The following is a 19,428-nucleotide window of genomic DNA, read 5'->3' as shown; positions in this document are numbered from 1 at the left end:
ATATACACATGAAGAAAATAGTATTAGCATACAGTGGAGGCTTGGATACCACATTTTGCGCGCTGCACCTTTCCAAAGAACTAGGCTATGAAGTGCATGCAGTTTTGGTAAATACAGGCGGATTTTCTAAGGAAGAATTGAAAGATATTGAAGAAAGGGCTAACGGTCTAGGCGTGGCTTCTTTCACTACACTTCATGTGATGGATACTTATTACAATGAAGTGATCAAGTACCTCGTGTTTGGAAATGTATTGAAAAACCAAACCTATCCCCTTTCTGTCTCCGCTGAGCGGATTCTTCAGGCCAAATCACTTGCTGAGTATGCCAAATCAATAGGTGCAAAAGCTGTGGCACATGGTTCTACAGGAGCGGGAAATGACCAGGTACGCTTTGATATGATTTTCCAAACTATCATTCCTGATATCGAAATCATCACTCCTATCCGTGATCTGAAATTGAGTCGTGCCGAAGAGATCGAGTACCTGAAGAAGCACGGCGTATCGATGAACTTCGAAAAAGCAGCATATTCCATCAACAAAGGTATTTGGGGAACTTCTGTAGGAGGAAAAGAGACCCTAACTTCTTCTGATTACCTTCCTGATGAGGCTTGGCCTACCCAAGCTACTGCTATTGAACCCTACGAATTAATCCTATCATTTGAGAAGGGTGAACTGAAGGGAGTTGATGGTAAGAAATATGAAGATCCGGTAGAGGCTATTCAGTCCCTACAGGCATTAGCCGCACCGTATGGTATCGGCCGTGATGTCCACGTCGGAGACACGATCATAGGTATCAAAGGCCGTGTGGGATTCGAAGCAGCAGCTCCTTTGATTATTATTAAGGGGCATCAATTGCTGGAAAAACATACGCTTACCAAGTGGCAGCTTTTCTGGAAAAACCAGTTGGCTGAATTCTACGGCAATCACCTTCATGAGGGACACTACCTTGATCCTGTAATGAGAAACTTGGAAGAATTCATGGGCAGCACTCAGACTTACGTAAGCGGAGAAGTTCGTGTATTACTTCAACCCTATCGATTTACTTTACTGGGAATCAATTCAGAACATGATCTGATGTCCAATAAGTTTGGTAGCTATGGTGAGATGAATAAAGGCTACACTGCAGAAGATGTAAAAGGATTTACCCGGATTTTGGGTAACCAGACTTCGATTTTCCACAAGGTAAACTCAGACAATGACTAAAATCAAAACAGCGATCATAGGCGCAGCGGGATACACCGGAGGCGAATTACTTCGTCTGCTGGTTCATCATCCTGCCTGCGAACTGATCTATGTACACAGCAATAGCCAGAAAGGCAAAAAAGTAAGTGAAGTCCATCCCGATCTGATCGGGGATTGTGATCTGATTTTCACGGATGAGGTGCAAACTGAAGGAATTGAAGCAGTATTTCTTGGATTGCCGCACGGTCAAACCAAAGGCTTCTTAGAACAGCATTCCTTTTCTCCCAAGACAGTTTTGATTGATTTGTCCACGGACTTCCGTGATGAATCAAACGGTTTTACTTATGGCCTTCCGGAAGTAAATTCTCGGAAAATCAAGACTGCCAAAAAGATTGCAAACCCGGGCTGTTTTGCCACAGGGATCCAATTGGCCTTGCTTCCCGCTGTCGCAAAAGGGTGGGTAAAGGATGCGATCCAAATCTCAGGGGTAACGGGAAGTACAGGGGCGGGGAAGAAACTTGCTGAGACTTCACACTTCAGCTACAGATCTTCAAATATATCTGTCTATAAACTGTTTACGCATCAGCACTTAAAGGAAATAAACCAGACTTTCGCGCAAATAAATCCGGCTTTTTCTTCTGATTTACTCTTTGTGCCTTACCGTGGCAATTTCCCAAGAGGGATATGGATTACAGCCTACTTCCCTTTCGAAGGAACTCAGGAGGAAGCGGTAAGTGCTTATAAGGAATTTTATAAAAATGCAGCGTTCACACATGTTTCGGATCAGGATATTGATATGAAGCAGGCGGTGAATACCAATAAATGCATTGTTCATGTACAAAAAGAAGCCGGACAATTGGTGATTTATTCTGCTATTGACAATCTGCTGAAAGGAGCCTCCGGGCAGGCTGTGCAGAATTACAATTTGGTATTTGGGCTTGAGGAGAGGATGGGCTTAAATCTAAAAAGTATAGCATTCTGAGATATTAGGGGCTAGACACAAGATTCATAATTTGGTGAATGCTACTTCGAAATTCAGTATTCATCATTTCTCATTCATCATTCTCCAACTTAGAAACGGATTTACGAGGTTCAAAATCAACTCGTAAATCGTATTTCGCAATTCGTAAATCCATATGAAATTATTTGATGTATATCCGCTGATTCCCGTGACCATATCTAAGGCAGATGGTGCTAAACTTTGGGACGAAAAGGGACAAGAATATTTAGATCTGTATGGCGGTCATGCCGTCATTTCAATTGGGCACACACATCCTCACTATGTAAAGCGGATCAAGGATCAGCTGGATCAGGTTGCTTTCTATTCCAATTCGGTTCAAATACCTATCCAACAAGAATACGCCGCAAAACTGGGCGATCTTTCCGACTACCCTGAGTATGAACTTTTCCTGTGCAATTCAGGAGCTGAGGCAAACGAGAATGCAATAAAGTTGGCTTCTTTTGCAACAGGAAGATCAGGGTTTATTGCTTTCTCCGGTGGTTTTCATGGTAGAACTTCAGGAGCAGTTGCTTTGACGGATAATCCAAAAATCGTGGCTCCCTGCAATGCACGTGAGGATTTTCATATTCTTCCATGGGGAGATTTGAAGGCTGTAGAAGAGATGTTAAAATCGAATGAAATAGCCGGGATAATTATCGAAGGTATTCAGGGAGTAAATGGTATTCAGGTTCCAAGTCCTGATTTCTTGAATGGATTGGCTTCGTTATCAAGTCAGTATGGAGCTAAATTGATTTTGGACGAAGTCCAATCAGGTTTTGGCCGAACAGGAAAATTCTTTGCCCATCAGCTAGTAGAAGGATTAAAACCTGATATTATCAGCATGGCCAAAGGAATGGGGAATGGTTTTCCGATTGGAGGAATTCTGATTTCTCCTGAGTTTAAAGCCACCTATGGACTTTTGGGAACTACCTTCGGGGGCAATCACTTGGCGTGTGCTGCGGCCTTGGCAGTAGTGGAAGTGATAGAGAAAGAAAACCTTCTGAAGAATGCCGAAAAACTCGGGGATAAACTTTTAGAAGAGCTGAAAGAAATCCCAGAAATCACCGCTATTCGCGGTACAGGCCTCATGATAGGCATTGATCTGGATCGGGAAGCGGGACCGGTGCGCTCAGAACTGGTGAAGAAATACCACATGTTCACAGGAAGTGCGGCAGGAAAGAATACGATAAGACTGCTGCCACCTTTAAATATCGAGTGGAATCAATTAAATTCGTTTTTATCCGCATTAAAAGAAATCTTAAGTCAATCCCCTTCCAGTTAACTAATGGGTAATATTATTCAGCCACTTCAGCACTTTACCAAATTTGAATCTCTCGATTTGGGCAACGACCTGATCGGGCAAGCACTACTTTACAAGGAAAATCCGTCGCTTGACAAAGCAAAAGGTGTCGGAAAACGCATAGGATGTATCTTCTTGAATCCATCACTGAGGACCAGGATATCTACCCAGCTTGCCGCCTTAAATCTGGGAATGGAGCCTATAGTGCTGAATATGGACAAGGAAGGCTGGGCTCTGGAGATGCAGGATGGTGCTGTCATGAATCAAGGGACGGTAGAACATATCAAGGATGCTGCAGCGGTTTTGGGATCTTATTTTGATATTCTTGCGATCCGTGCATTTCCTTCACTGACTAATAAAAAAGAAGACACGAGCGACTTCGTATTCACACAGTTTGCAAAATATGCAGGAATCCCTGTGATAAGCTTGGAATCTGCCACGCGCCACCCCTTACAAAGTTTAGCCGATCAGATCACCATCCGTGAAAACTGGGTTGGAAAAAAGAAGCCAAAAGTAGTCTTGACTTGGGGACCGCACATCAAGGCAATTCCCCATGCTGTGGCAAATTCCTTTGCGGAATGGACTCTTGGAATGGATCATGATCTTACGATTACCCATCCTGCCGGTTATGAACTGGATGAGGAATTCACCAAAGGAGCCACTATAGAATATAATCAAAGTAAAGCGTTAAAAGACGCTGATTTTGTGTATGTTAAGAATTGGTCTTCTTTTAATAATTATGGGAAAATAATCTCCACAGATTCCTCTTGGATGCTTACGGAGAATCATCTTACCCATGCTCCAAATGCAAAAATAATGCATTGCCTGCCTGTGCGTAGGAATTTGGAACTATCTGACGAAATATTGGACGGCAGCCGATCGCTGGTACAAGAACAGGCCAAAAACAGAATTTTTGCTGCTCAAGCAGTTATCAGCCATCTGCTCGGGCAGTTTTAAAGTAAACTCTATTTATGAAATCGAGCATGACGAAAATCTTCACGCACAGGAATGATTATTTACCATGCGACCTGCCTGCCGCAGGCAGGGATTCTCCCGAAGGTCGGGACGGGCATCCCGTTTCCTTCGTCACGGGACAAGTTATGACCATTGAAAAACAATTATAAACACATGAAAATCAGCATTATCAAAATCGGCGGAAATGTCATCGATTTTCCTGAGAAATTAAATGAATTTTTAGCCCTTTTCGCCAAATTCCCCGGACACAAAATATTGGTTCATGGAGGTGGAGTTATGGCTTCCCGGTTTGGAGAGTCTCTAGGGGTAATGCCCGAAATGGTCGATGGAAGAAGGATCACAGATCAGGAGACTCTTGATGTGGTGACTATGGTCTACGCAGGTTTGATCAATAAGAACATCGTCGCCAAGCTTCAGGCCCTGAAAGTGAATGCGATAGGAATGACCGGTGCGGATGGGAATATTATCAGATCAATCAAGCGTCCGGTGAAAGGGATCGATTATGGGTTTGTAGGTGATATTCAGGAAGTTAATACTAAACTAATAGATCATTTGCTTTCAGGCGATTTGCTTCCTGTGGTAAATGCAATCACCCATGATGCCAAAGGGCAGCTGTTGAATACGAATGCCGACAGCATTGCTTCTGCCCTAGCCACGAGTCTTGCCAAGGAACATCAGGTCAATCTTTATTTTTGCTTCAATAAAAGCGGAGTGTTGATAGATGAAAAGAATGAAAATTCTATCATTCCTCTCATCAATGAGGATATTTATGAAGAACTTCGTAAGGAAAATGTGATCCATTCCGGGATGATCCCCAAGTTGGACAATGCATTTGAAGCGTTAGAAAAAGGAGTGAATTATGTGTGGATCGGCAAAGCGGAAAACCTTCATTTAGCTGCAAAGGGCAAGCTCTCGGGAACGACCATTGAGCGAAGCCGATATGACCTCTATTAACCTTAAATTTTGACTATCACGATGGATTTATATGAAGATGCGGTTCAACTTCTCACCCAGTTAATAGAAATCCCATCCTATTCCAAGGAAGAAAGTTCGACTGCTGAGGTCATAGAAGAGTTTTTTAATGCCAGAGCTATAGAAGTACACAAATCCGGAAACAATGTCTGGGCTTTTGCAGATACTTTTGATAAAACTAAGCCAACAATTTGGCTGAATTCCCACCACGATACGGTAAAGCCGAATGCAGGTTATACCAAAGATCCCTTTCTGGCAATTATTGAAGACGGTAAGCTTTACGGTCTTGGAAGCAATGATGCGGGAGGGCCTTTGGTATGTTTGATGGCTGCTTTTGTCCATTTTTATGGAAAAAGCCTCCCGTTCAATCTGATCGTGATAGCTTCTGCCGAGGAGGAGATTTCAGGGAAAAATGGAATTTCTTCTGTAGTTGACCAGCTTCCGCCCTGTGAACTGGCTATCGTGGGTGAGCCTACCCTGATGGATATGGCTGTAGCCGAAAAAGGCCTCATGGTAATAGATGCCAAAGTTCGGGGGAAAGCCGGGCATGCTGCCCGTGAAGAAGGCATAAATGCAATTTACCTTGCCTTGGATGATTTGGGGAAAATCAGGGATTTTGAATTCCAAAAAATATCCAAATTTCTAGGTAAAACAAAAGTATCAGCTACTGTAATCCACTCAGGGCAGCAACACAATGTAGTACCGGATCTCTGTGAGTTTGTGCTGGATGTCCGCGTCACCGATGCTTATACGCTGGAGGAAGCTCTGGAAGAATTAAAAGAATCCCTAAGTGCTGAGCTGCTTCCCCGCTCAATGAGACTTCAATCTTCTCATGTGCCGCAAGGACATTTGATCCTACAAGTCGGCAAAAAGCTAGGACTGGATACCTACGGAAGTCCTACCTTATCTGATCAAGCTTTGATCCCCTACCCGTCTGTCAAGATTGGCCCAGGCGACTCTTCCCGATCACATTCGGCAGATGAATACATTTACTTGAACGAAATTCAGAAAGGAATAGAAGGATACATAAAAATCCTTGAAACCTATGCTGATATGCTTAATCAAACTAACTAGAAATGAAACTTTGGCAAAAAGAAACCGGTAGCAAAAAGGAAGTAGAATCGTTTACCATTGGCCGAGATCCCGAGTTTGATGTACTTCTGGCTCCTTTTGATGTGTTGGGTTCTATGGCACATGCGCAGATGCTCTCCACAATCGGTCTTTTGACGGCTGAAGAAAACGAAATCTTACAGCGCGGATTAAAAGATATTTATTCGGAAATAGAAAAAGGCCAGTTTGAGATTGCTCCCGGTGTGGAAGACGTACACTCTCAAGTAGAGTTTTTACTGACTGAGCGTTTCGGTGATGTCGGCAAAAAACTGCACAGCGGCAGAAGTCGCAACGACCAAGTTTTGGTTGATCTGAAGCTATACTACAGAAATGCGGTCAAAGAAATCGTAGAAGAATGTACGGAGCTTTTCGAATTGCTCATTTCTCTTTCAGAAAAGCACAAAAATGACTTAATGCCGGGATATACCCATACCCAACTGGCAATGCCTTCTTCTTTCGGTCTTTGGTTTAGCTCCTTTGCAGAAGGACTGTCTGAAGATATGGGGTTGCTAAAAGCAGCCTTTGACTTAGCAAATAAAAACCCGCTGGGTTCAGCCGCAGGCTATGGATCAAGTTTTCCACTGAATCGTACGATGACTACCGAGCTGCTTGCTTTTGGAGACTTGCATCATAATGTGATCAATGCCCAAAACAGCCGTGGAAAAACAGAAAGAACGCTGGGCTTTGCGATGGCGGGACTAGCAGGTACGCTAAACAGACTGGCTTCAGATGTTTGTATTTTCATGAACCAGCATTTTGCTTTCATTGGTTTTCCGGATGATCTCACTACCGGAAGCAGTATTATGCCGCATAAGAAGAATCCTGATGTATTTGAGCTAATCAGAGCGAAAACCAATCAAATCCAGGCGATTCCCAACGCTGTCTCCCTTCTACTGACAAATACCACAACAGGTTATCACAGAGATCTGCAGCTGCTAAAAGAGGAAATTTTCCCCGGAATAGAAACCTTGAAAAGCTGCATACGTATGACAAGCTTCATGCTTAACTCTATTAAGGTCAAAGAAAATATACTTGCAGATCCATTCTATAAGCATCTTTTTTCTGTTGAAGTAGTCAATGACTTAGTTTTGAGAGGAGTTCCTTTTAGAGATGCTTACAAACAAGTGGGAATGGATATAGAGTCAGATCTTTTCAACCCCGACCAAAGTAAGCTTAACCACACCCATGAAGGAAGTATAGGGAATTTGAATCTAGAAGCAATCAAGCAGAAAATGGATCTGGCAGTTAAGCAATTCAATTTTACGTCAATTAATCAAGTGATTATGCATATGTTAAAATAAGGATAATATGTTTTTTTGAATATTTTAGCTAGATATTACATTCAAAAATACCCAACAATCACCCTTTAATCTTTAAATACATATGTCACATCAATGAATACCCTTCTAGGAAAAAATTTAAAATATGATTTAAAGGCCAGTTTGGTGGTTTTTTTGGTGGCACTTCCCCTTTGTCTGGGTATTGCTATAGCTAGCGGCGCACCTCCGATGTCAGGTCTTATAGCAGGGATTGTAGGTGGAATAATTGTCGGTGCCCTCTCCGGTTCTCACGTAAGTGTGAGTGGCCCTGCAGCGGGATTGACTGTCATAGTCCTCGATTCCATCAATAGTATGGGGACTTTCCCGCTTTTTCTGGGTACATTGGTGATAGCAGGGTTGATTCAGCTGGCATTGGGAATAGCTAAAGCCGGGGTAATCGGTTATTACTTTCCCCATGCAGTGATCAAAGGTATGCTTACTGCTATTGGGCTAATTTTAATATTGAAGCAGATTCCGCATGCATTGGGATACGATGTAGATGCGATGGGAGATCAGGCATTTCTGCAAGCTGATAGCCACAACACGATTACAGAAATATGGTATGCTTTCAAGTATTTAAGTCCCGGAGCTATTCCTATTGTACTTGTAGCGTTAGCCATTCTAATTCTATTTGATCGTCCGAGAATTCGAAACCACAGAGTTTTAGGGGCGGTCCCCAGCGCTTTATGGGCTGTTATTTCAGGAATTATTATTAATTCCCTATATGGTATATGGAAGCCTGAATGGCAACTGGGCGGAGACCATCTCGTAAGTATTCCTGTATTGGACAATTTTGGACAGCTGGGGGATCTAGTGACTTTCCCGGATTTCTCCATGATAGGAGAAAGCACATTTTGGATAGTAGCAGCTACGATTGCCATCATTGGCAGTTTGGAGACTTTGTTAAGTATCGATGCAGCAGACAAACTTGATCCGCAAAAAAGAACTACACCACCCAGCAAAGAACTGTTTGCGCAGGGTGTGGGAAATACAGTTTCAGGATTGATCGGTGGACTGCCTATCACGGCGGTGATCGTAAGAAGTTCAGCAAATATAGCTTCGGGTTCCAGAACCAAGATGTCAGCTATTTTCCATGGTATTTTATTGATGATTTTGGTGTTGAGCATTCCCAACATCCTAAATCTAATTCCTCTAAGTTGCCTTGCGGCTGTATTGTTTGTGGTTGGTTATAAATTGGCCAAACCATCACTTTTCGTCAACATGTACAATAATGGTTGGGATCAGTTTATTCCCTTTATTGTAACAGTCGTAGCGATTTTATTTACAGATCTTTTGATAGGAATAGGCATTGGGATGGTCTTCGGGTTATTCTTTGTGATTAAAACAAATTTTGTCCGGGCAGTGACACTTACCGAAATGAATGGAAACTACCTCATCCAGCTTCATAAGGATGTTTCCTTCCTCAACAAAGCCTTATTAATGAAGAATCTATCGAAAATCCCTTCCGATAGCAAAGTGATTATCAATGCCCAAAAAGCACAATTTATAGATCATGACATTCAGGAAGTTTTAAATGACTTTATAGCTTCCTGTTCGGATAGAAATATCCGTGTTACAGTAGAAGGATTTAAGCACAAAATTTACGAAAACTTATGAGCCCTTACGAGAAACTATTAATTCAAAACAAAGCCTGGTCTGATGACCAAAAGCAGATCGATGAAAACTTTTTTGGAAGATTGGCAAAACAACAAAGCCCTAAATTTCTGTGGATTGGCTGTTCAGACAGTAGAGTTCCTGCAAATCAGATAACAGGAACTGACCCCGGAGAAATATTCGTGCATCGAAATATCGCAAACATGGTCGTGCATACTGATCTTAATTTACTCAGTGTGTTGGAATATGCAGTAGCTGTGCTGAAGGTAGAACATATCATCGTCTGCGGTCATTATGGCTGTGGTGGAATAGAAGCCGCACTTGGAAATAAAAGCTTCGGTATCATCAACAAATGGCTTCTGAATATCAAAGAAGTATACAAGCTCTACCAGAAAGAGATTGATGCTATAGAAACCCATGAAGATAAAGTAAACGCTCTAGTAGAATACAATGTGATAGAGCAGTGCCAAGATCTGATCAAAACCTCAATTATCCAGAAAGCTTGGAGAGATCGGTCTGCACCAAAAATCCATGGCTGGGCTTACGGATTGAAAGACGGCTTGGTAAAAGAATTGGTGAACATTGAATCCGATTTTGAGGCCATTAATCCTATTTTCAGGTTTGAAATGGATGAATTGGATAAATAATTCAAGTTTTTTGGTCAGCGGGTGAAAATAATTTTGATTTTCCATTCGCTGACCTTTTATTTGCAGCATCCTTTCACTTTTTAAGTGCTCGGATTTATAAAGAAGAGGCGAGAGACAGGCTCATAGACCCTCTGGCAACCTGGAAAGTCCAAGGTGCCAATTCCTGCCAAGAGAGATATTCTCTTTTGGGACTATAAGTTCAATGTAAAATGCACTCAGGATATCACACAATTCACCCTATTTCATCATCATCCGCAGTAGAGCATTGCGCTTTATTCATGTGTTGATTTCATTTATGCCCATTTCGGAGCAATTCCTAATGGGCTTTCGAATGCTTACTACTTTTCAAACCATAAATCCAAAAAATCATGTCAAAAAATCTTCACTTCGACACTCTTCAAGTACACGCAGGACAGGAACCTGATTCCTCTACAAACTCACGCGCAGTACCTATTTATCAAACCACCTCCTATGTATTCAATTCGGCGGAGCATGGAGCCAACCTATTTGGCCTAAAAGAATTTGGGAATATATATACCCGCATCATGAACCCGACTACGGACGTGTTCGAGAAAAGAATAGCAGCGCTGGAAGGCGGTGTGGCAGCCGTGGCTACGAGCTCAGGACAGGCAGCCCAGTTTCTGGCATTAAACAACATCATGGAAGCGGGTGATAATTTCGTCTCCAGCCCTTTTCTATATGGAGGAACCTTCAATCAATTCAAAGTCTCATTCAAAAGGATTGGTATCGATGCCAGATTTGCCAAAGGAAAATCTCCTGCTGAGTTTGAAGAGTTGATTGATGGCAAAACCAAAGCAATCTATCTGGAGACCATCGGAAATCCGGAGTTTAATATTCCTGATTTCGAAGCTATTGCAGCAGTCGCTAAGAAGCATGATATCCCGCTGGTGGTAGACAATACCTTCGGAGCCGGAGGATATTTATGCCGACCTATTGCCCATGGAGCAAATATTGTAACCTCCTCCGCCACCAAATGGATAGGTGGACATGGCACCTCCATCGGAGGAATTATAGTAGATGGCGGAAATTTCAACTGGGGCAACGGAAAATTCAAGCAATTCTCTGAGCCTTCAGAAGGATATCACGGCTTGAATTTCTGGGAGGTATTTGGAGAAAACAACCCATTGGGACTTCCCAACATCGCTTTCGCAATCCGTGCAAGAGTAGAAGGCCTTCGCGATTTCGGGCCTGCGATCAGTCCATTCAACTCATTTCTCTTACTTCAGGGGATAGAAACACTCTCGCTTCGGGTTCAGAAAACAGTTGAAAACACACTAGCTCTGGCGCAATGGCTGGAAGCTCATCCTTCCGTACAGAAAGTAAATTATCCTGGACTGGAGTCTTCTCCTTATCACGAATTGGCCAAAAAATATCTGAAAAACGGCTTTGGCGGAGTGTTGAGTTTTGAGCTGAAGGGTGACAAAGAGCAAGCTTCTGCCTTGATCAATAACCTTGAACTAATTTCCCATCTGGCCAATGTGGGTGATGCCAAAACATTGATCATCCAGCCTGCAGCGACTACCCACCAGCAATTATCAGATGCAGAGCAACTAGCCGCGGGAGTCACTCCTACCCTGTTGCGAATCTCTTGCGGCATAGAACACATTGAAGATATCAAGTCGGATCTGCAACAAGCTTTCGATAAAATCTAACCTTACCAAATGAATCTTAAAAGTCAGTACGCTTCGATTACCATGACCCAGGAAATATTTCATTCTAGTTTGCCTTTACATCTGGAATCAGGAGAAATTCTCCCGGAATTTGACCTTGGCTATACTACCTATGGCCAACTCAATTCTGACAAATCCAATGTGATCTGGGTTATCCATGCGCTTACAGGAGATTCGAATGCTTCAGAGTGGTGGAATGGTCTGATCGGGGAAGACAAATTCTTTGACCCTGCTGATCATTTTATCATCTGTGCCAATCTTTTGGGATCTTGCTACGGTTCTACGCAACCATTCAGCGAAAATCCCGTCACCGGCAAGCCGTATTATTACGATTTTCCCCAAATGACTACACGAGATCTCGCTGAGGCATTGGAGCGCTTGAGGATTCATTTGAACATAGAAACTATCCATACGCTTATCGGCGGGTCTTTAGGAGGTCAGGTCGGCTTGGAGTGGGCCTATCTCTTGGGTGATAAGCTAAGGAACGCGATCATTTTGGCATCAACTTCCAAGACGAGACCATGGGTGATTGGTTTCAATGAAACGCAACGGATGGCGATAGAGTCTGACTGTACCTGGGGAGAATGCAATGAAACCGCAGGAAAAAAAGGATTGGAAACAGCCCGGGCTATAGCTATGCTGACTTACAGGCATCCGCTTGACTTGGCAATTAAGCAATCTGATTTGGAGAATAAAACAGATGATTACCGTGCGGCATCTTATCTGAGATATCAGGGACAAAAGCTAGCCAAACGCTTTAATGCGCTCTCCTATTGGACACTGAGTAAGACTATGGATTCCCATGATTTAGGACGGAACAGAGGTGGATTAGCCGACACTCTGGGGAAAATCGAAGCAAATGTACTGTCTATCGGTGTAGATTCTGATTTACTTTTTCTACCTGAAGAATCACGGTTTATCAGTCAACATGTGAAAAGAGGAACTTATAAGGAAATTACCTCTACAGCCGGGCATGATGCATTTCTGATCGAATTTGAGCAATTATCCTATATTCTGAAGTCGTTTTACTTACAGCAAAAGCACTAGAGAATTAATCTATAAAAAGTAAGGCGGGCAACTGTCTTACTTTTTTACTCTATTCCACTCTATCGTTCTGCTTACCCAGGACTCTCCCAGATATCCCTTGATCTCCAGAATATCTTTCTTTTTGAGCTGCAACTCACCGGCATAACTAATCCCGGATTCGGGATCATATATTTTTCCATCTGCCCATTTCCCATCGGTATACTGAAAGCCTTCCAAAATAGTAAGCCCCATTAGTGGCCTATCTCTAAGACTAGTATCAGAATTCAACACATCAGTGAAAGTTTCCTCACTTTCCTCAACCTGCTTGATCCAAATGATTTTCCCGATAAGCTGAGTGCCATTTTCCATAATCTCTATCCTGGCAGTATTCTCAGTGTTGGACCACACCCCTACTACTTTAGACTTGGACTGGGCAAGGAGCGATCCTAAGCTCAAAAGGAGCATTATAACGGACAAAGAAGCATAATTACATGGTTTCATAAAAATCAATTGAGTTTCAACATTGGAAATGTAATCACATGAATCATATCATACTTAACTAAATTTAACCTAAAACCATACCAACCATGATTTGGTTCTTTTGCTTTTGGGTATATCTGAAGAAGAAGCAAATAGATTTCATTTTGGTATAAATCAATTGGTTGTTTCGATAGTAGGGGGTAAAATATGATCAGAAGATGCGTGATTCCTTTGTACAATTGAAACTTTACTAAATATCACATCGAAATCCTTTATCAGGAATTGATTGGCAATATCCTTGGGGAAGGTTACTTTTGAGCAGAAATCATATTCTATGGCCAATTATCCGAGAAAGAAAAAAACGTTGGGGCACTTCAAGTTCGGGAGTGTTCTGTTTAGTACCACTTTATCGCTTTTCATCGTAGGTCTTTTCGGAGTGATCTTGATTCAGGCAAAAACGCTGACAAGTATGATCCGGGAAAATATTGAGGTGCAGGTTTTCTTGGAGAAAAACCTGGAAAAAAAAGACCTTGATGCCATTCATGATAATCTTTCCAAGCGATCATTTATTCTTCAGAAAGGAGATACGCTAAATCTTAAGTTTGTATCGGATGAGGAAGCTGCTGCCACTTTCATAGAAAGTACCGGGGAAGATTTCACCCAGTTTCTGGAAGATAATCCGCTGCGCAACAGTTTTGTCCTGACAATTGCTGAGGAATTCCAAACTTCCGAACAACTAGAAGCTATAGTAGCAGAAATAGAAGCTATTCCTGGAGTATTCGAAGTTTCCTACATGACTGACCTGGTGGATTCGATCAATAAAAACTTGCTCAAAGTAAGTATAGTATTGGGTGGGTTCATCCTGATTCTAATCATCACCGTAGTCATGCTGATCAATAATACCATAAGGCTTGCGTTATTCTCACAGCGTTTTCTGATTCGCTCCATGCAATTGGTAGGTGCTACCAGAGGATTTATCAGAAAACCGTTTCTTTCCAGAGCGTTTCTATTTGGCCTATTGGCAGGGACTTTTGCATCCGTCATTCTCTTTGCTTTGGTGAAATACACCCAAGCAAATATTGAGGGGTTTGCCATGCTTCAAAATCAAGAAATGCTATTGATCCTCTTTGGTATTTTGATCACTGTAGGAGGAATTTTATCTGTACTAAGTACCCTACGGGCTGTAAATAAGTATTTAAATATGTCTTTGGACGAACTCTATTAAATAAAGTAATGAGCAAATCTTCTTTTCCTTTTTCCCGCAAAAATTATAAACTGATGTTTATCGGCATCGCTTTGATTATTCTAGGATTTATCATCATAGGCCTGGACAGCGAACCGCACGGAAACGGTGTTTTGGGTTTGACAATAGGACCCATCGTCACTTTGGCCGGGTTTATTTTTGAATTCTATGCAATTTTTGCCAAAACTGAAAGTAATTAAACGTGGAAATTATTGATGCAATTATCCTTGGAATCATTCAGGGATTGACGGAGTTTTTGCCGGTGTCTTCCAGCGGTCATTTGGAGCTTGGAAAGGCAATTTTGGGAGAAAGTAAAATGCCGGCAGAAGGCTTGATGTTTACAGTAGTAGTTCATTTCGCCACAGCCTTGAGTACTATTGTAGTATTCCGTAAGGATATCGGAGAGATCCTCAGAGGATTGTTCAAATTTCAATGGAATACTGAGACACAATTTGTTTCTAAAATAGTGCTGTCTATGATTCCTGCTGCGATCGTGGGAGTTGTCTTCCAAGAGGAATTAGAGACATTGTTTGGCGGACAAATAGTTTTTGTAGGCTCTATGCTTATTTTGACGGCTGTACTTCTTTATCTGGCGGACAAAGCCAAATTTACCGACCAGCCAGTGACTTTCGGTCAGGCACTAATCATCGGCATAGCGCAGGCAATTGCTATTCTTCCCGGAATTTCCCGGTCCGGAGCTACGATTTCCACCTCAGTTCTTTTGGGGATTGACAAGGCGAAAGCTGCACGATTCTCTTTCTTAATGGTCGTTCCGTTGATCTTAGGCAAAATTGCCAAAGATATTTTAGATGGAGGCCTTTCCATGGAAACAGAAGGAATCGGATACCTTACTGCCGGATTCATCGCTGCTTTCGTAGCGGGTATAGCAGCCTGTACCTGGATGATCAAACTCGTAAGGAACAGTAAACTCAGTTATTTTTCCATCTACTGCTTTATAGTAGGTGTAATAGCTATTGTAGCCGGATTATATTTATAGAATGCAAATGCAGGAACCCTACGGAGAAGTATTTCTGATCAACAAGCCACTTGAATGGACCTCTTTTGATGTGGTGAAAAAAGTCCGAAATGCCCTTCGAATCAAAAAAGTAGGTCATGCCGGCACCCTAGACCCCTTGGCTACAGGCCTTCTTATTGTGTGTGCAGGAAAGATGACCAAGCAAATTGATTCTTTTATGGGGCAGGAGAAGGAATATACAGGAACCTTCGTGATCGGAGCTACTACGGATTCCTTTGATCTGGAGCAGCCTATAATTCCCGTAGCCGATCCTTCTGCTGTATCTATGGAGCAAGTGAAGGAAGTGGTGGCCGAACTTACGGGGGATATTCTACAGATCCCTCCTATGCACTCTGCCATCAAAGTAGACGGTAAACGCGTGTATGAATCTGCGAGGAAAGGAAAAGAGGTAAAAATGGATCCGCGACCTGTAACGGTGAGTGAATTCGAAATTACGAAATTCGAAAATCCCGTAGTAGAATTTAGAATTGTATGCTCCAAAGGAACATATATCCGTAGTTTGGCAAGAGATCTGGGTGATAAACTGAATGTGGGAGCGTACATGAGTTCGCTTTGCAGAACAAGAATTGGTAATTTTAAACTCTCTGAAGCACATGAGCTTCTGCCCTTGATAGAAGAAATCAAAGCAAGAACGAATGAAAATCTATGAAGGCTTAAGTGATTTTCCAAAGCTATACAACGCTGTAGTCACCAGCGGGACTTTTGATGGTGTGCACCTTGGACATCAGAAAATCCTTCATCGAATCCGTGAAATCGCCCGTTCTGTTAATGGCGAGACTGTTATAATTACTTATTGGCCTCATCCCAGGTTAGTTCTCTATCCTGATGAGCATAATCTTAGACTTTTAAGCACTTTTGAAGAAAAAGCTAAGCTGCTTAGGGAATTTGGTATTGATCATTTGATCACAATTCCTTTCACCAGGGAATTTTCCCAACTTACCTCCAAACAGTTTATAGAATCAGTATTGGTGGATACCATCCAAACCAAAAAACTGGTCATAGGGTACGATCATCGTTTTGGAAAAAATCGCGAGGGAAGTTTCGAATACCTTAAGGCTCATCATGAGGAATATGGATTCGAACTGGAAGAGATTTCCAGACAAGATGTGGAAGATATAGCCGTTTCCAGTACAAAAATCCGTCGTGCATTAGAGACCAGCGATATTGAAACTGCTGTCAATTGCCTTGGCAGACCGTATGAATTGAACGGTCTGGTAATCAAAGGACAGCAGATCGGCAGATCCATAGGTTTTCCCACTGCTAATATTCACATCCCGAACGACTACAAACTTATCCCCAAGGATGGCGTTTATGCAGTTGAGGCTTTGGTGAATGGATCGCTTTACAAGGCTATGCTGAACATCGGGAATCGACCTACTGTCAATGGAACACAAAAAACCGTAGAAGCTAATTTATTCGATTTTCAAGGTGATTTGTATGACAAGCAGATTACCATTTATATTAAGGCCTTCCTTCGTGAAGAAAGGAAATTTGATGGATTAGAAGCCTTGAAAGCGCAGCTTTTCTTAGATCAGAAGAATGCAAAGAACTTGCTATAAACCCAAACGATATGATCAACAAAACTGTAAAAAATGCCAATGAAGCTGTAGCAGACATTCCTAGCAATAGTATGTTGATGATGGGAGGCTTTGGCTTGACCGGCATTCCCGAAAACTGTATTTCAGCACTTTTGGAAAGAGATATTTCCGGCTTGACTATCGTGTCAAACAATGCCGGAGTGGATGATTTCGGCATTGGCTTATTACTGAAAAAGCGGATGGTCAAGAAGATGATCTCCAGCTATGTGGGAGAAAATGCCGAATTTGAGCGTCAACTACTGAGTGGAGAACTTGAGGTGGATTTGATTCCGCAGGGAACCCTTGCAGAGCGTGTGCGCGCCGGCGGGGCAGGAATTCCTGCTTTCTTCACTCCCGCGGGAGTCGGCACTGAAGTGGCTGAAGGAAAAGAATCCCGGGAATTTGACGGGAAAATGTATCTCTTGGAAAGCTGGTTAAAAGCTGACTATTCCATCGTCAAAGCGTGGAAAGGTGATACTGCGGGAAATTTGATTTTCAAGGGGACAGCTCGGAATTTTAATCCTATGATGGCTGCGGCAGGTAAGATTTGCATTGCCGAGGTGGAAGAATTGGTGGAAGCGGGTGAACTCGATCCAAATCAAATCCACACTCCCGGAATCTACGTTCAGCGTATTTTTCAGGGCGAGAACTACGAAAAGAGAATAGAACAAAGAACAGTTTCCAAATAGTGCGCATAAACAAACCTGCCAGGTTTTTCATCAAGAATAGCACAGACCGAATAATTCATCAAAACCCAGTGGTATAAACCTGGTAGGTTTTGGTTACCACAACTCAAGAAACCTGATTTCGTCTTTTTCCTTTGACTTCAAAAACAACCCAAAATGCTAACTAAAGATCAAATAGCCCAGCGAATCGCCAAGGAGGTGAAAAATGGGCAATACATAAATTTAGGTATTGGGATTCCCACATTGGTAGCCAATTACATACCTGATGATTTAGAGGTAGTTCTCCAATCTGAGAATGGGCTTCTGGGAATCGGGCCCTTCCCCACCGAAGATCAAATCGATCCCGATCTTATCAATGCAGGAAAGCAGACTGTTACGATGGCAAAAGGTTCAGCACTTTTCAATTCCGCAGAATCCTTTGGAATGATCCGAGGAGGGCATGTACATTTGACCATACTCGGAGCAATGGAAGTTTCGGAAAATGGAGATATCTCCAACTGGAAAATCCCCGGAAAAATGGTCAAAGGTATGGGAGGTGCAATGGACTTAGTAGCATCGGCAGACAATATCATTGTGGCCATGCAGCATTGCTCCCGCTCCGGTGAGTCTAAGCTCCTACCGGAATGCTCCCTCCCTATCACGGGGCTTCGCTGCGTAAAAAAGATAGTAACAGATCTAGCTGTGCTAGAGATCTCTCCCGATGGGGGTTTTATACTTCGGGAGAGAGCCCCCGGTATCTCTGTAGAAGAAATCAAATCCAAAACTGCCGGTAAACTTATTATCGAAGGAGAAGTGCCTGAGATGATTTTCGAATAAAATCATCAAAAATGAACTCAGGCAACACTCCTATAGTTAACCTGATTAATTTTGTAAAATCAACATAAGATTCTATCGGAATCAAATTATAACACATGAAATCGAGCCTGCCTGAGGTAGACAGGCATGATCCCGTACGTTCGAGATCACACACTGGGATGATTATCAGCCATGCGAGATTCCATAGCCTGCCCCGACTATTCGGGGTGACCATTGAAAAACAATTAATAAACACATGAAAAACTCAGAGATTAAATTCCAAGTAGATTTAGATGAAAACAGTTTTCCAAAAACTATCAAATGGGATGCTTCAGATAAAGAAGGTGCAGGTCTGGAAGATACCAAAAGCATCAGTCTAAACGTTTGGGACAATCAAAATCACAGTACACTTCGAATTGATCTTTGGACAGAAGAAATGTCCGTGGTAGAAATGAAGCGGTTTTACATAGATATTTTGGGAGGAATGGCTCAGACCATACTGAACAGTACAGCTGACGAATACATGTCTGAGGAGATTAAAGAGCTATGTGACCGTCTGGTAAAACATGTAAATGAGGAGAATAAAAACGGTTAAGAAATAACTAATCCATTTTCAAGCTATAAAAGCCCGGCAGATGTCGGGCTTTTATATTTTTATCCCTTTCCATAAAAAAATATAGTTTTTTGAATTGTCAATGAAATAGACAGCTGGATTCGGGATTGTCAATAAAGACCTTAAATATTTTTAGATTTTTAAGTGAATGCCCAAGTTTCCA

Annotated in this window: 20 protein-coding genes and 1 riboswitch; of the genes, 19 read left to right on the top strand and 1 reads right to left on the bottom strand. The window is 42.3% G+C overall.

The features are described 5' to 3' along the window. The first annotated feature begins 8 nt into the window (after positions 1-8). The 11 genes from J2X69_RS03265 to metX all read left to right on the top strand — a co-directional run bounded on the left by J2X69_RS03265 (position 9) and on the right by metX (position 12,856). The gene (locus J2X69_RS03265) at positions 9-1,202 is read left to right on the top strand and encodes an argininosuccinate synthase domain-containing protein (protein WP_310098370.1); all 1,194 of its coding nucleotides are present in this window, start codon (positions 9-11) and stop codon (positions 1,200-1,202) included. Further along, positions 1,195-2,163 carry an N-acetyl-gamma-glutamyl-phosphate reductase gene (gene argC, locus J2X69_RS03260; RefSeq protein ID WP_310098368.1) on the top strand — a complete coding sequence of 323 codons (969 nt, stop codon included), beginning with the start codon at positions 1,195-1,197 and terminating at the stop codon, positions 2,161-2,163. Before J2X69_RS03265 ends, argC begins: the two co-directional genes overlap by 8 nt. 154 nt (positions 2,164-2,317) lie before the next feature. After that, positions 2,318-3,463, top strand: a complete 1,146-nt coding sequence (locus J2X69_RS03255) for an aminotransferase class III-fold pyridoxal phosphate-dependent enzyme (RefSeq protein ID WP_310098365.1) — start codon at positions 2,318-2,320, stop codon at positions 3,461-3,463. Positions 3,464-3,466: 3 nt separating this feature from the next. Further along, positions 3,467-4,438: an acetylornithine carbamoyltransferase gene (locus J2X69_RS03250; RefSeq protein WP_310098363.1), complete on the top strand. Its 972-nt coding sequence runs from the start codon at positions 3,467-3,469 to the stop codon at positions 4,436-4,438. Positions 4,439-4,609: 171 nt separating this feature from the next. Beyond that, complete coding sequence (gene argB, locus J2X69_RS03245; RefSeq protein WP_310098361.1) at positions 4,610-5,410, top strand: acetylglutamate kinase; 801 nt, start codon at positions 4,610-4,612, stop codon at positions 5,408-5,410. 21 nt (positions 5,411-5,431) lie between these two features. Continuing rightward, positions 5,432-6,502: a M20 family metallo-hydrolase gene (locus J2X69_RS03240; protein ID WP_310098359.1), complete on the top strand. Its 1,071-nt coding sequence runs from the start codon at positions 5,432-5,434 to the stop codon at positions 6,500-6,502. Between the two features lie 2 nt (positions 6,503-6,504). Continuing rightward, entirely contained in the window at positions 6,505-7,839 is a 1,335-nt protein-coding gene (argH, locus tag J2X69_RS03235; protein WP_310098355.1) for an argininosuccinate lyase, read from the top strand. 93 nt (positions 7,840-7,932) lie between these two features. After that, entirely contained in the window at positions 7,933-9,474 is a 1,542-nt protein-coding gene (locus J2X69_RS03230; protein ID WP_310098351.1) for a SulP family inorganic anion transporter, read from the top strand. Beyond that, on the top strand, positions 9,471-10,118 hold the full coding sequence (locus J2X69_RS03225; RefSeq protein WP_310098349.1) for a carbonic anhydrase: 648 nt from the start codon (positions 9,471-9,473) through the stop codon (positions 10,116-10,118). Before J2X69_RS03230 ends, J2X69_RS03225 begins: the two co-directional genes overlap by 4 nt. A gap of 91 nt (positions 10,119-10,209) precedes the next feature. Beyond that, positions 10,210-10,318, top strand: a riboswitch (SAM riboswitch). 168 nt (positions 10,319-10,486) lie between these two features. Beyond that, on the top strand, positions 10,487-11,791 hold the full coding sequence (locus J2X69_RS03220) for an O-acetylhomoserine aminocarboxypropyltransferase/cysteine synthase (protein ID WP_310098345.1): 1,305 nt from the start codon (positions 10,487-10,489) through the stop codon (positions 11,789-11,791). A 9-nt stretch (positions 11,792-11,800) separates the two neighbouring features. After that, the gene (gene metX / locus J2X69_RS03215) at positions 11,801-12,856 is read left to right on the top strand and encodes a homoserine O-acetyltransferase (protein WP_310098342.1); all 1,056 of its coding nucleotides are present in this window, start codon (positions 11,801-11,803) and stop codon (positions 12,854-12,856) included. Between the two features lie 36 nt (positions 12,857-12,892). On the opposite strand, the gene J2X69_RS03210 is transcribed toward metX, so the two are convergent. Continuing rightward, a complete protein-coding gene (locus J2X69_RS03210) occupies positions 12,893-13,336 on the bottom strand; it encodes a DUF2147 domain-containing protein (protein WP_310098340.1) in 444 nt (147 codons plus the stop codon). Between the two features lie 313 nt (positions 13,337-13,649). Here J2X69_RS03210 and J2X69_RS03205 point away from each other — a divergent pair, with 313 nt between their 5' ends. From J2X69_RS03205 to gldC, 8 genes are all read left to right on the top strand, one after another. Continuing rightward, positions 13,650-14,540, top strand: a complete 891-nt coding sequence (locus J2X69_RS03205; RefSeq protein WP_310098337.1) for a permease-like cell division protein FtsX — start codon at positions 13,650-13,652, stop codon at positions 14,538-14,540. A gap of 8 nt (positions 14,541-14,548) precedes the next feature. Further along, entirely contained in the window at positions 14,549-14,758 is a 210-nt protein-coding gene (locus J2X69_RS03200; RefSeq protein WP_310098334.1) for a DUF3098 domain-containing protein, read from the top strand. A 2-nt stretch (positions 14,759-14,760) separates the two neighbouring features. Next, positions 14,761-15,555: an undecaprenyl-diphosphate phosphatase gene (locus tag J2X69_RS03195; protein ID WP_310098331.1), complete on the top strand. Its 795-nt coding sequence runs from the start codon at positions 14,761-14,763 to the stop codon at positions 15,553-15,555. Position 15,556: 1 nt separating this feature from the next. Further along, a complete protein-coding gene (truB, locus tag J2X69_RS03190) occupies positions 15,557-16,243 on the top strand; it encodes a tRNA pseudouridine(55) synthase TruB (protein ID WP_310098328.1) in 687 nt (228 codons plus the stop codon). After that, positions 16,230-17,153, top strand: coding sequence for a bifunctional riboflavin kinase/FAD synthetase (locus J2X69_RS03185; protein ID WP_310098325.1), 924 nt, complete (start codon positions 16,230-16,232; stop codon positions 17,151-17,153). Before truB ends, J2X69_RS03185 begins: the two co-directional genes overlap by 14 nt. A gap of 11 nt (positions 17,154-17,164) precedes the next feature. Then, positions 17,165-17,860 (top strand): CoA transferase subunit A, encoded by a 696-nt coding sequence (locus J2X69_RS03180; RefSeq protein ID WP_310098322.1) that lies wholly within the window; start codon positions 17,165-17,167, stop codon positions 17,858-17,860. Between the two features lie 153 nt (positions 17,861-18,013). After that, entirely contained in the window at positions 18,014-18,673 is a 660-nt protein-coding gene (locus J2X69_RS03175; protein WP_310098319.1) for a 3-oxoacid CoA-transferase subunit B, read from the top strand. 235 nt (positions 18,674-18,908) lie between these two features. Next, positions 18,909-19,247 (top strand): gliding motility protein GldC, encoded by a 339-nt coding sequence (gene gldC / locus J2X69_RS03170; protein ID WP_310098315.1) that lies wholly within the window; start codon positions 18,909-18,911, stop codon positions 19,245-19,247. Positions 19,248-19,428 lie beyond the last annotated feature (181 nt).

It is taken from the genome of Algoriphagus sp. 4150, from assembly GCF_031457395.1.
In the GTDB taxonomy this organism is placed as follows: domain Bacteria; phylum Bacteroidota; class Bacteroidia; order Cytophagales; family Cyclobacteriaceae; genus Algoriphagus.
Note: the sequence above shows the minus strand (reverse complement) of the source record. Positions and strands in the feature narration are given on the sequence as shown.

Coding starts and splice junctions, on each gene's coding strand:
- J2X69_RS03220 (WP_310098345.1), top strand. CDS start 10,487: ATGTCAAAAAATCTTCACTTCGACACTCTTCAAGTACACGCAGGACAG.
- J2X69_RS03255 (WP_310098365.1), top strand. CDS start 2,318: ATGAAATTATTTGATGTATATCCGCTGATTCCCGTGACCATATCTAAG.
- J2X69_RS03240 (WP_310098359.1), top strand. CDS start 5,432: ATGGATTTATATGAAGATGCGGTTCAACTTCTCACCCAGTTAATAGAA.
- J2X69_RS03205 (WP_310098337.1), top strand. CDS start 13,650: ATGGCCAATTATCCGAGAAAGAAAAAAACGTTGGGGCACTTCAAGTTC.
- J2X69_RS03185 (WP_310098325.1), top strand. CDS start 16,230: ATGAAAATCTATGAAGGCTTAAGTGATTTTCCAAAGCTATACAACGCT.
- gldC (WP_310098315.1), top strand. CDS start 18,909: ATGAAAAACTCAGAGATTAAATTCCAAGTAGATTTAGATGAAAACAGT.
- truB (WP_310098328.1), top strand. CDS start 15,557: ATGCAAATGCAGGAACCCTACGGAGAAGTATTTCTGATCAACAAGCCA.
- metX (WP_310098342.1), top strand. CDS start 11,801: ATGAATCTTAAAAGTCAGTACGCTTCGATTACCATGACCCAGGAAATA.
- J2X69_RS03180 (WP_310098322.1), top strand. CDS start 17,165: ATGATCAACAAAACTGTAAAAAATGCCAATGAAGCTGTAGCAGACATT.
- argH (WP_310098355.1), top strand. CDS start 6,505: ATGAAACTTTGGCAAAAAGAAACCGGTAGCAAAAAGGAAGTAGAATCG.
- J2X69_RS03175 (WP_310098319.1), top strand. CDS start 18,014: ATGCTAACTAAAGATCAAATAGCCCAGCGAATCGCCAAGGAGGTGAAA.
- J2X69_RS03230 (WP_310098351.1), top strand. CDS start 7,933: ATGAATACCCTTCTAGGAAAAAATTTAAAATATGATTTAAAGGCCAGT.
- J2X69_RS03250 (WP_310098363.1), top strand. CDS start 3,467: ATGGGTAATATTATTCAGCCACTTCAGCACTTTACCAAATTTGAATCT.
- argB (WP_310098361.1), top strand. CDS start 4,610: ATGAAAATCAGCATTATCAAAATCGGCGGAAATGTCATCGATTTTCCT.
- J2X69_RS03210 (WP_310098340.1), bottom strand. CDS start 13,336: ATGAAACCATGTAATTATGCTTCTTTGTCCGTTATAATGCTCCTTTTG.
- argC (WP_310098368.1), top strand. CDS start 1,195: ATGACTAAAATCAAAACAGCGATCATAGGCGCAGCGGGATACACCGGA.
- J2X69_RS03225 (WP_310098349.1), top strand. CDS start 9,471: ATGAGCCCTTACGAGAAACTATTAATTCAAAACAAAGCCTGGTCTGAT.
- J2X69_RS03200 (WP_310098334.1), top strand. CDS start 14,549: ATGAGCAAATCTTCTTTTCCTTTTTCCCGCAAAAATTATAAACTGATG.
- J2X69_RS03265 (WP_310098370.1), top strand. CDS start 9: ATGAAGAAAATAGTATTAGCATACAGTGGAGGCTTGGATACCACATTT.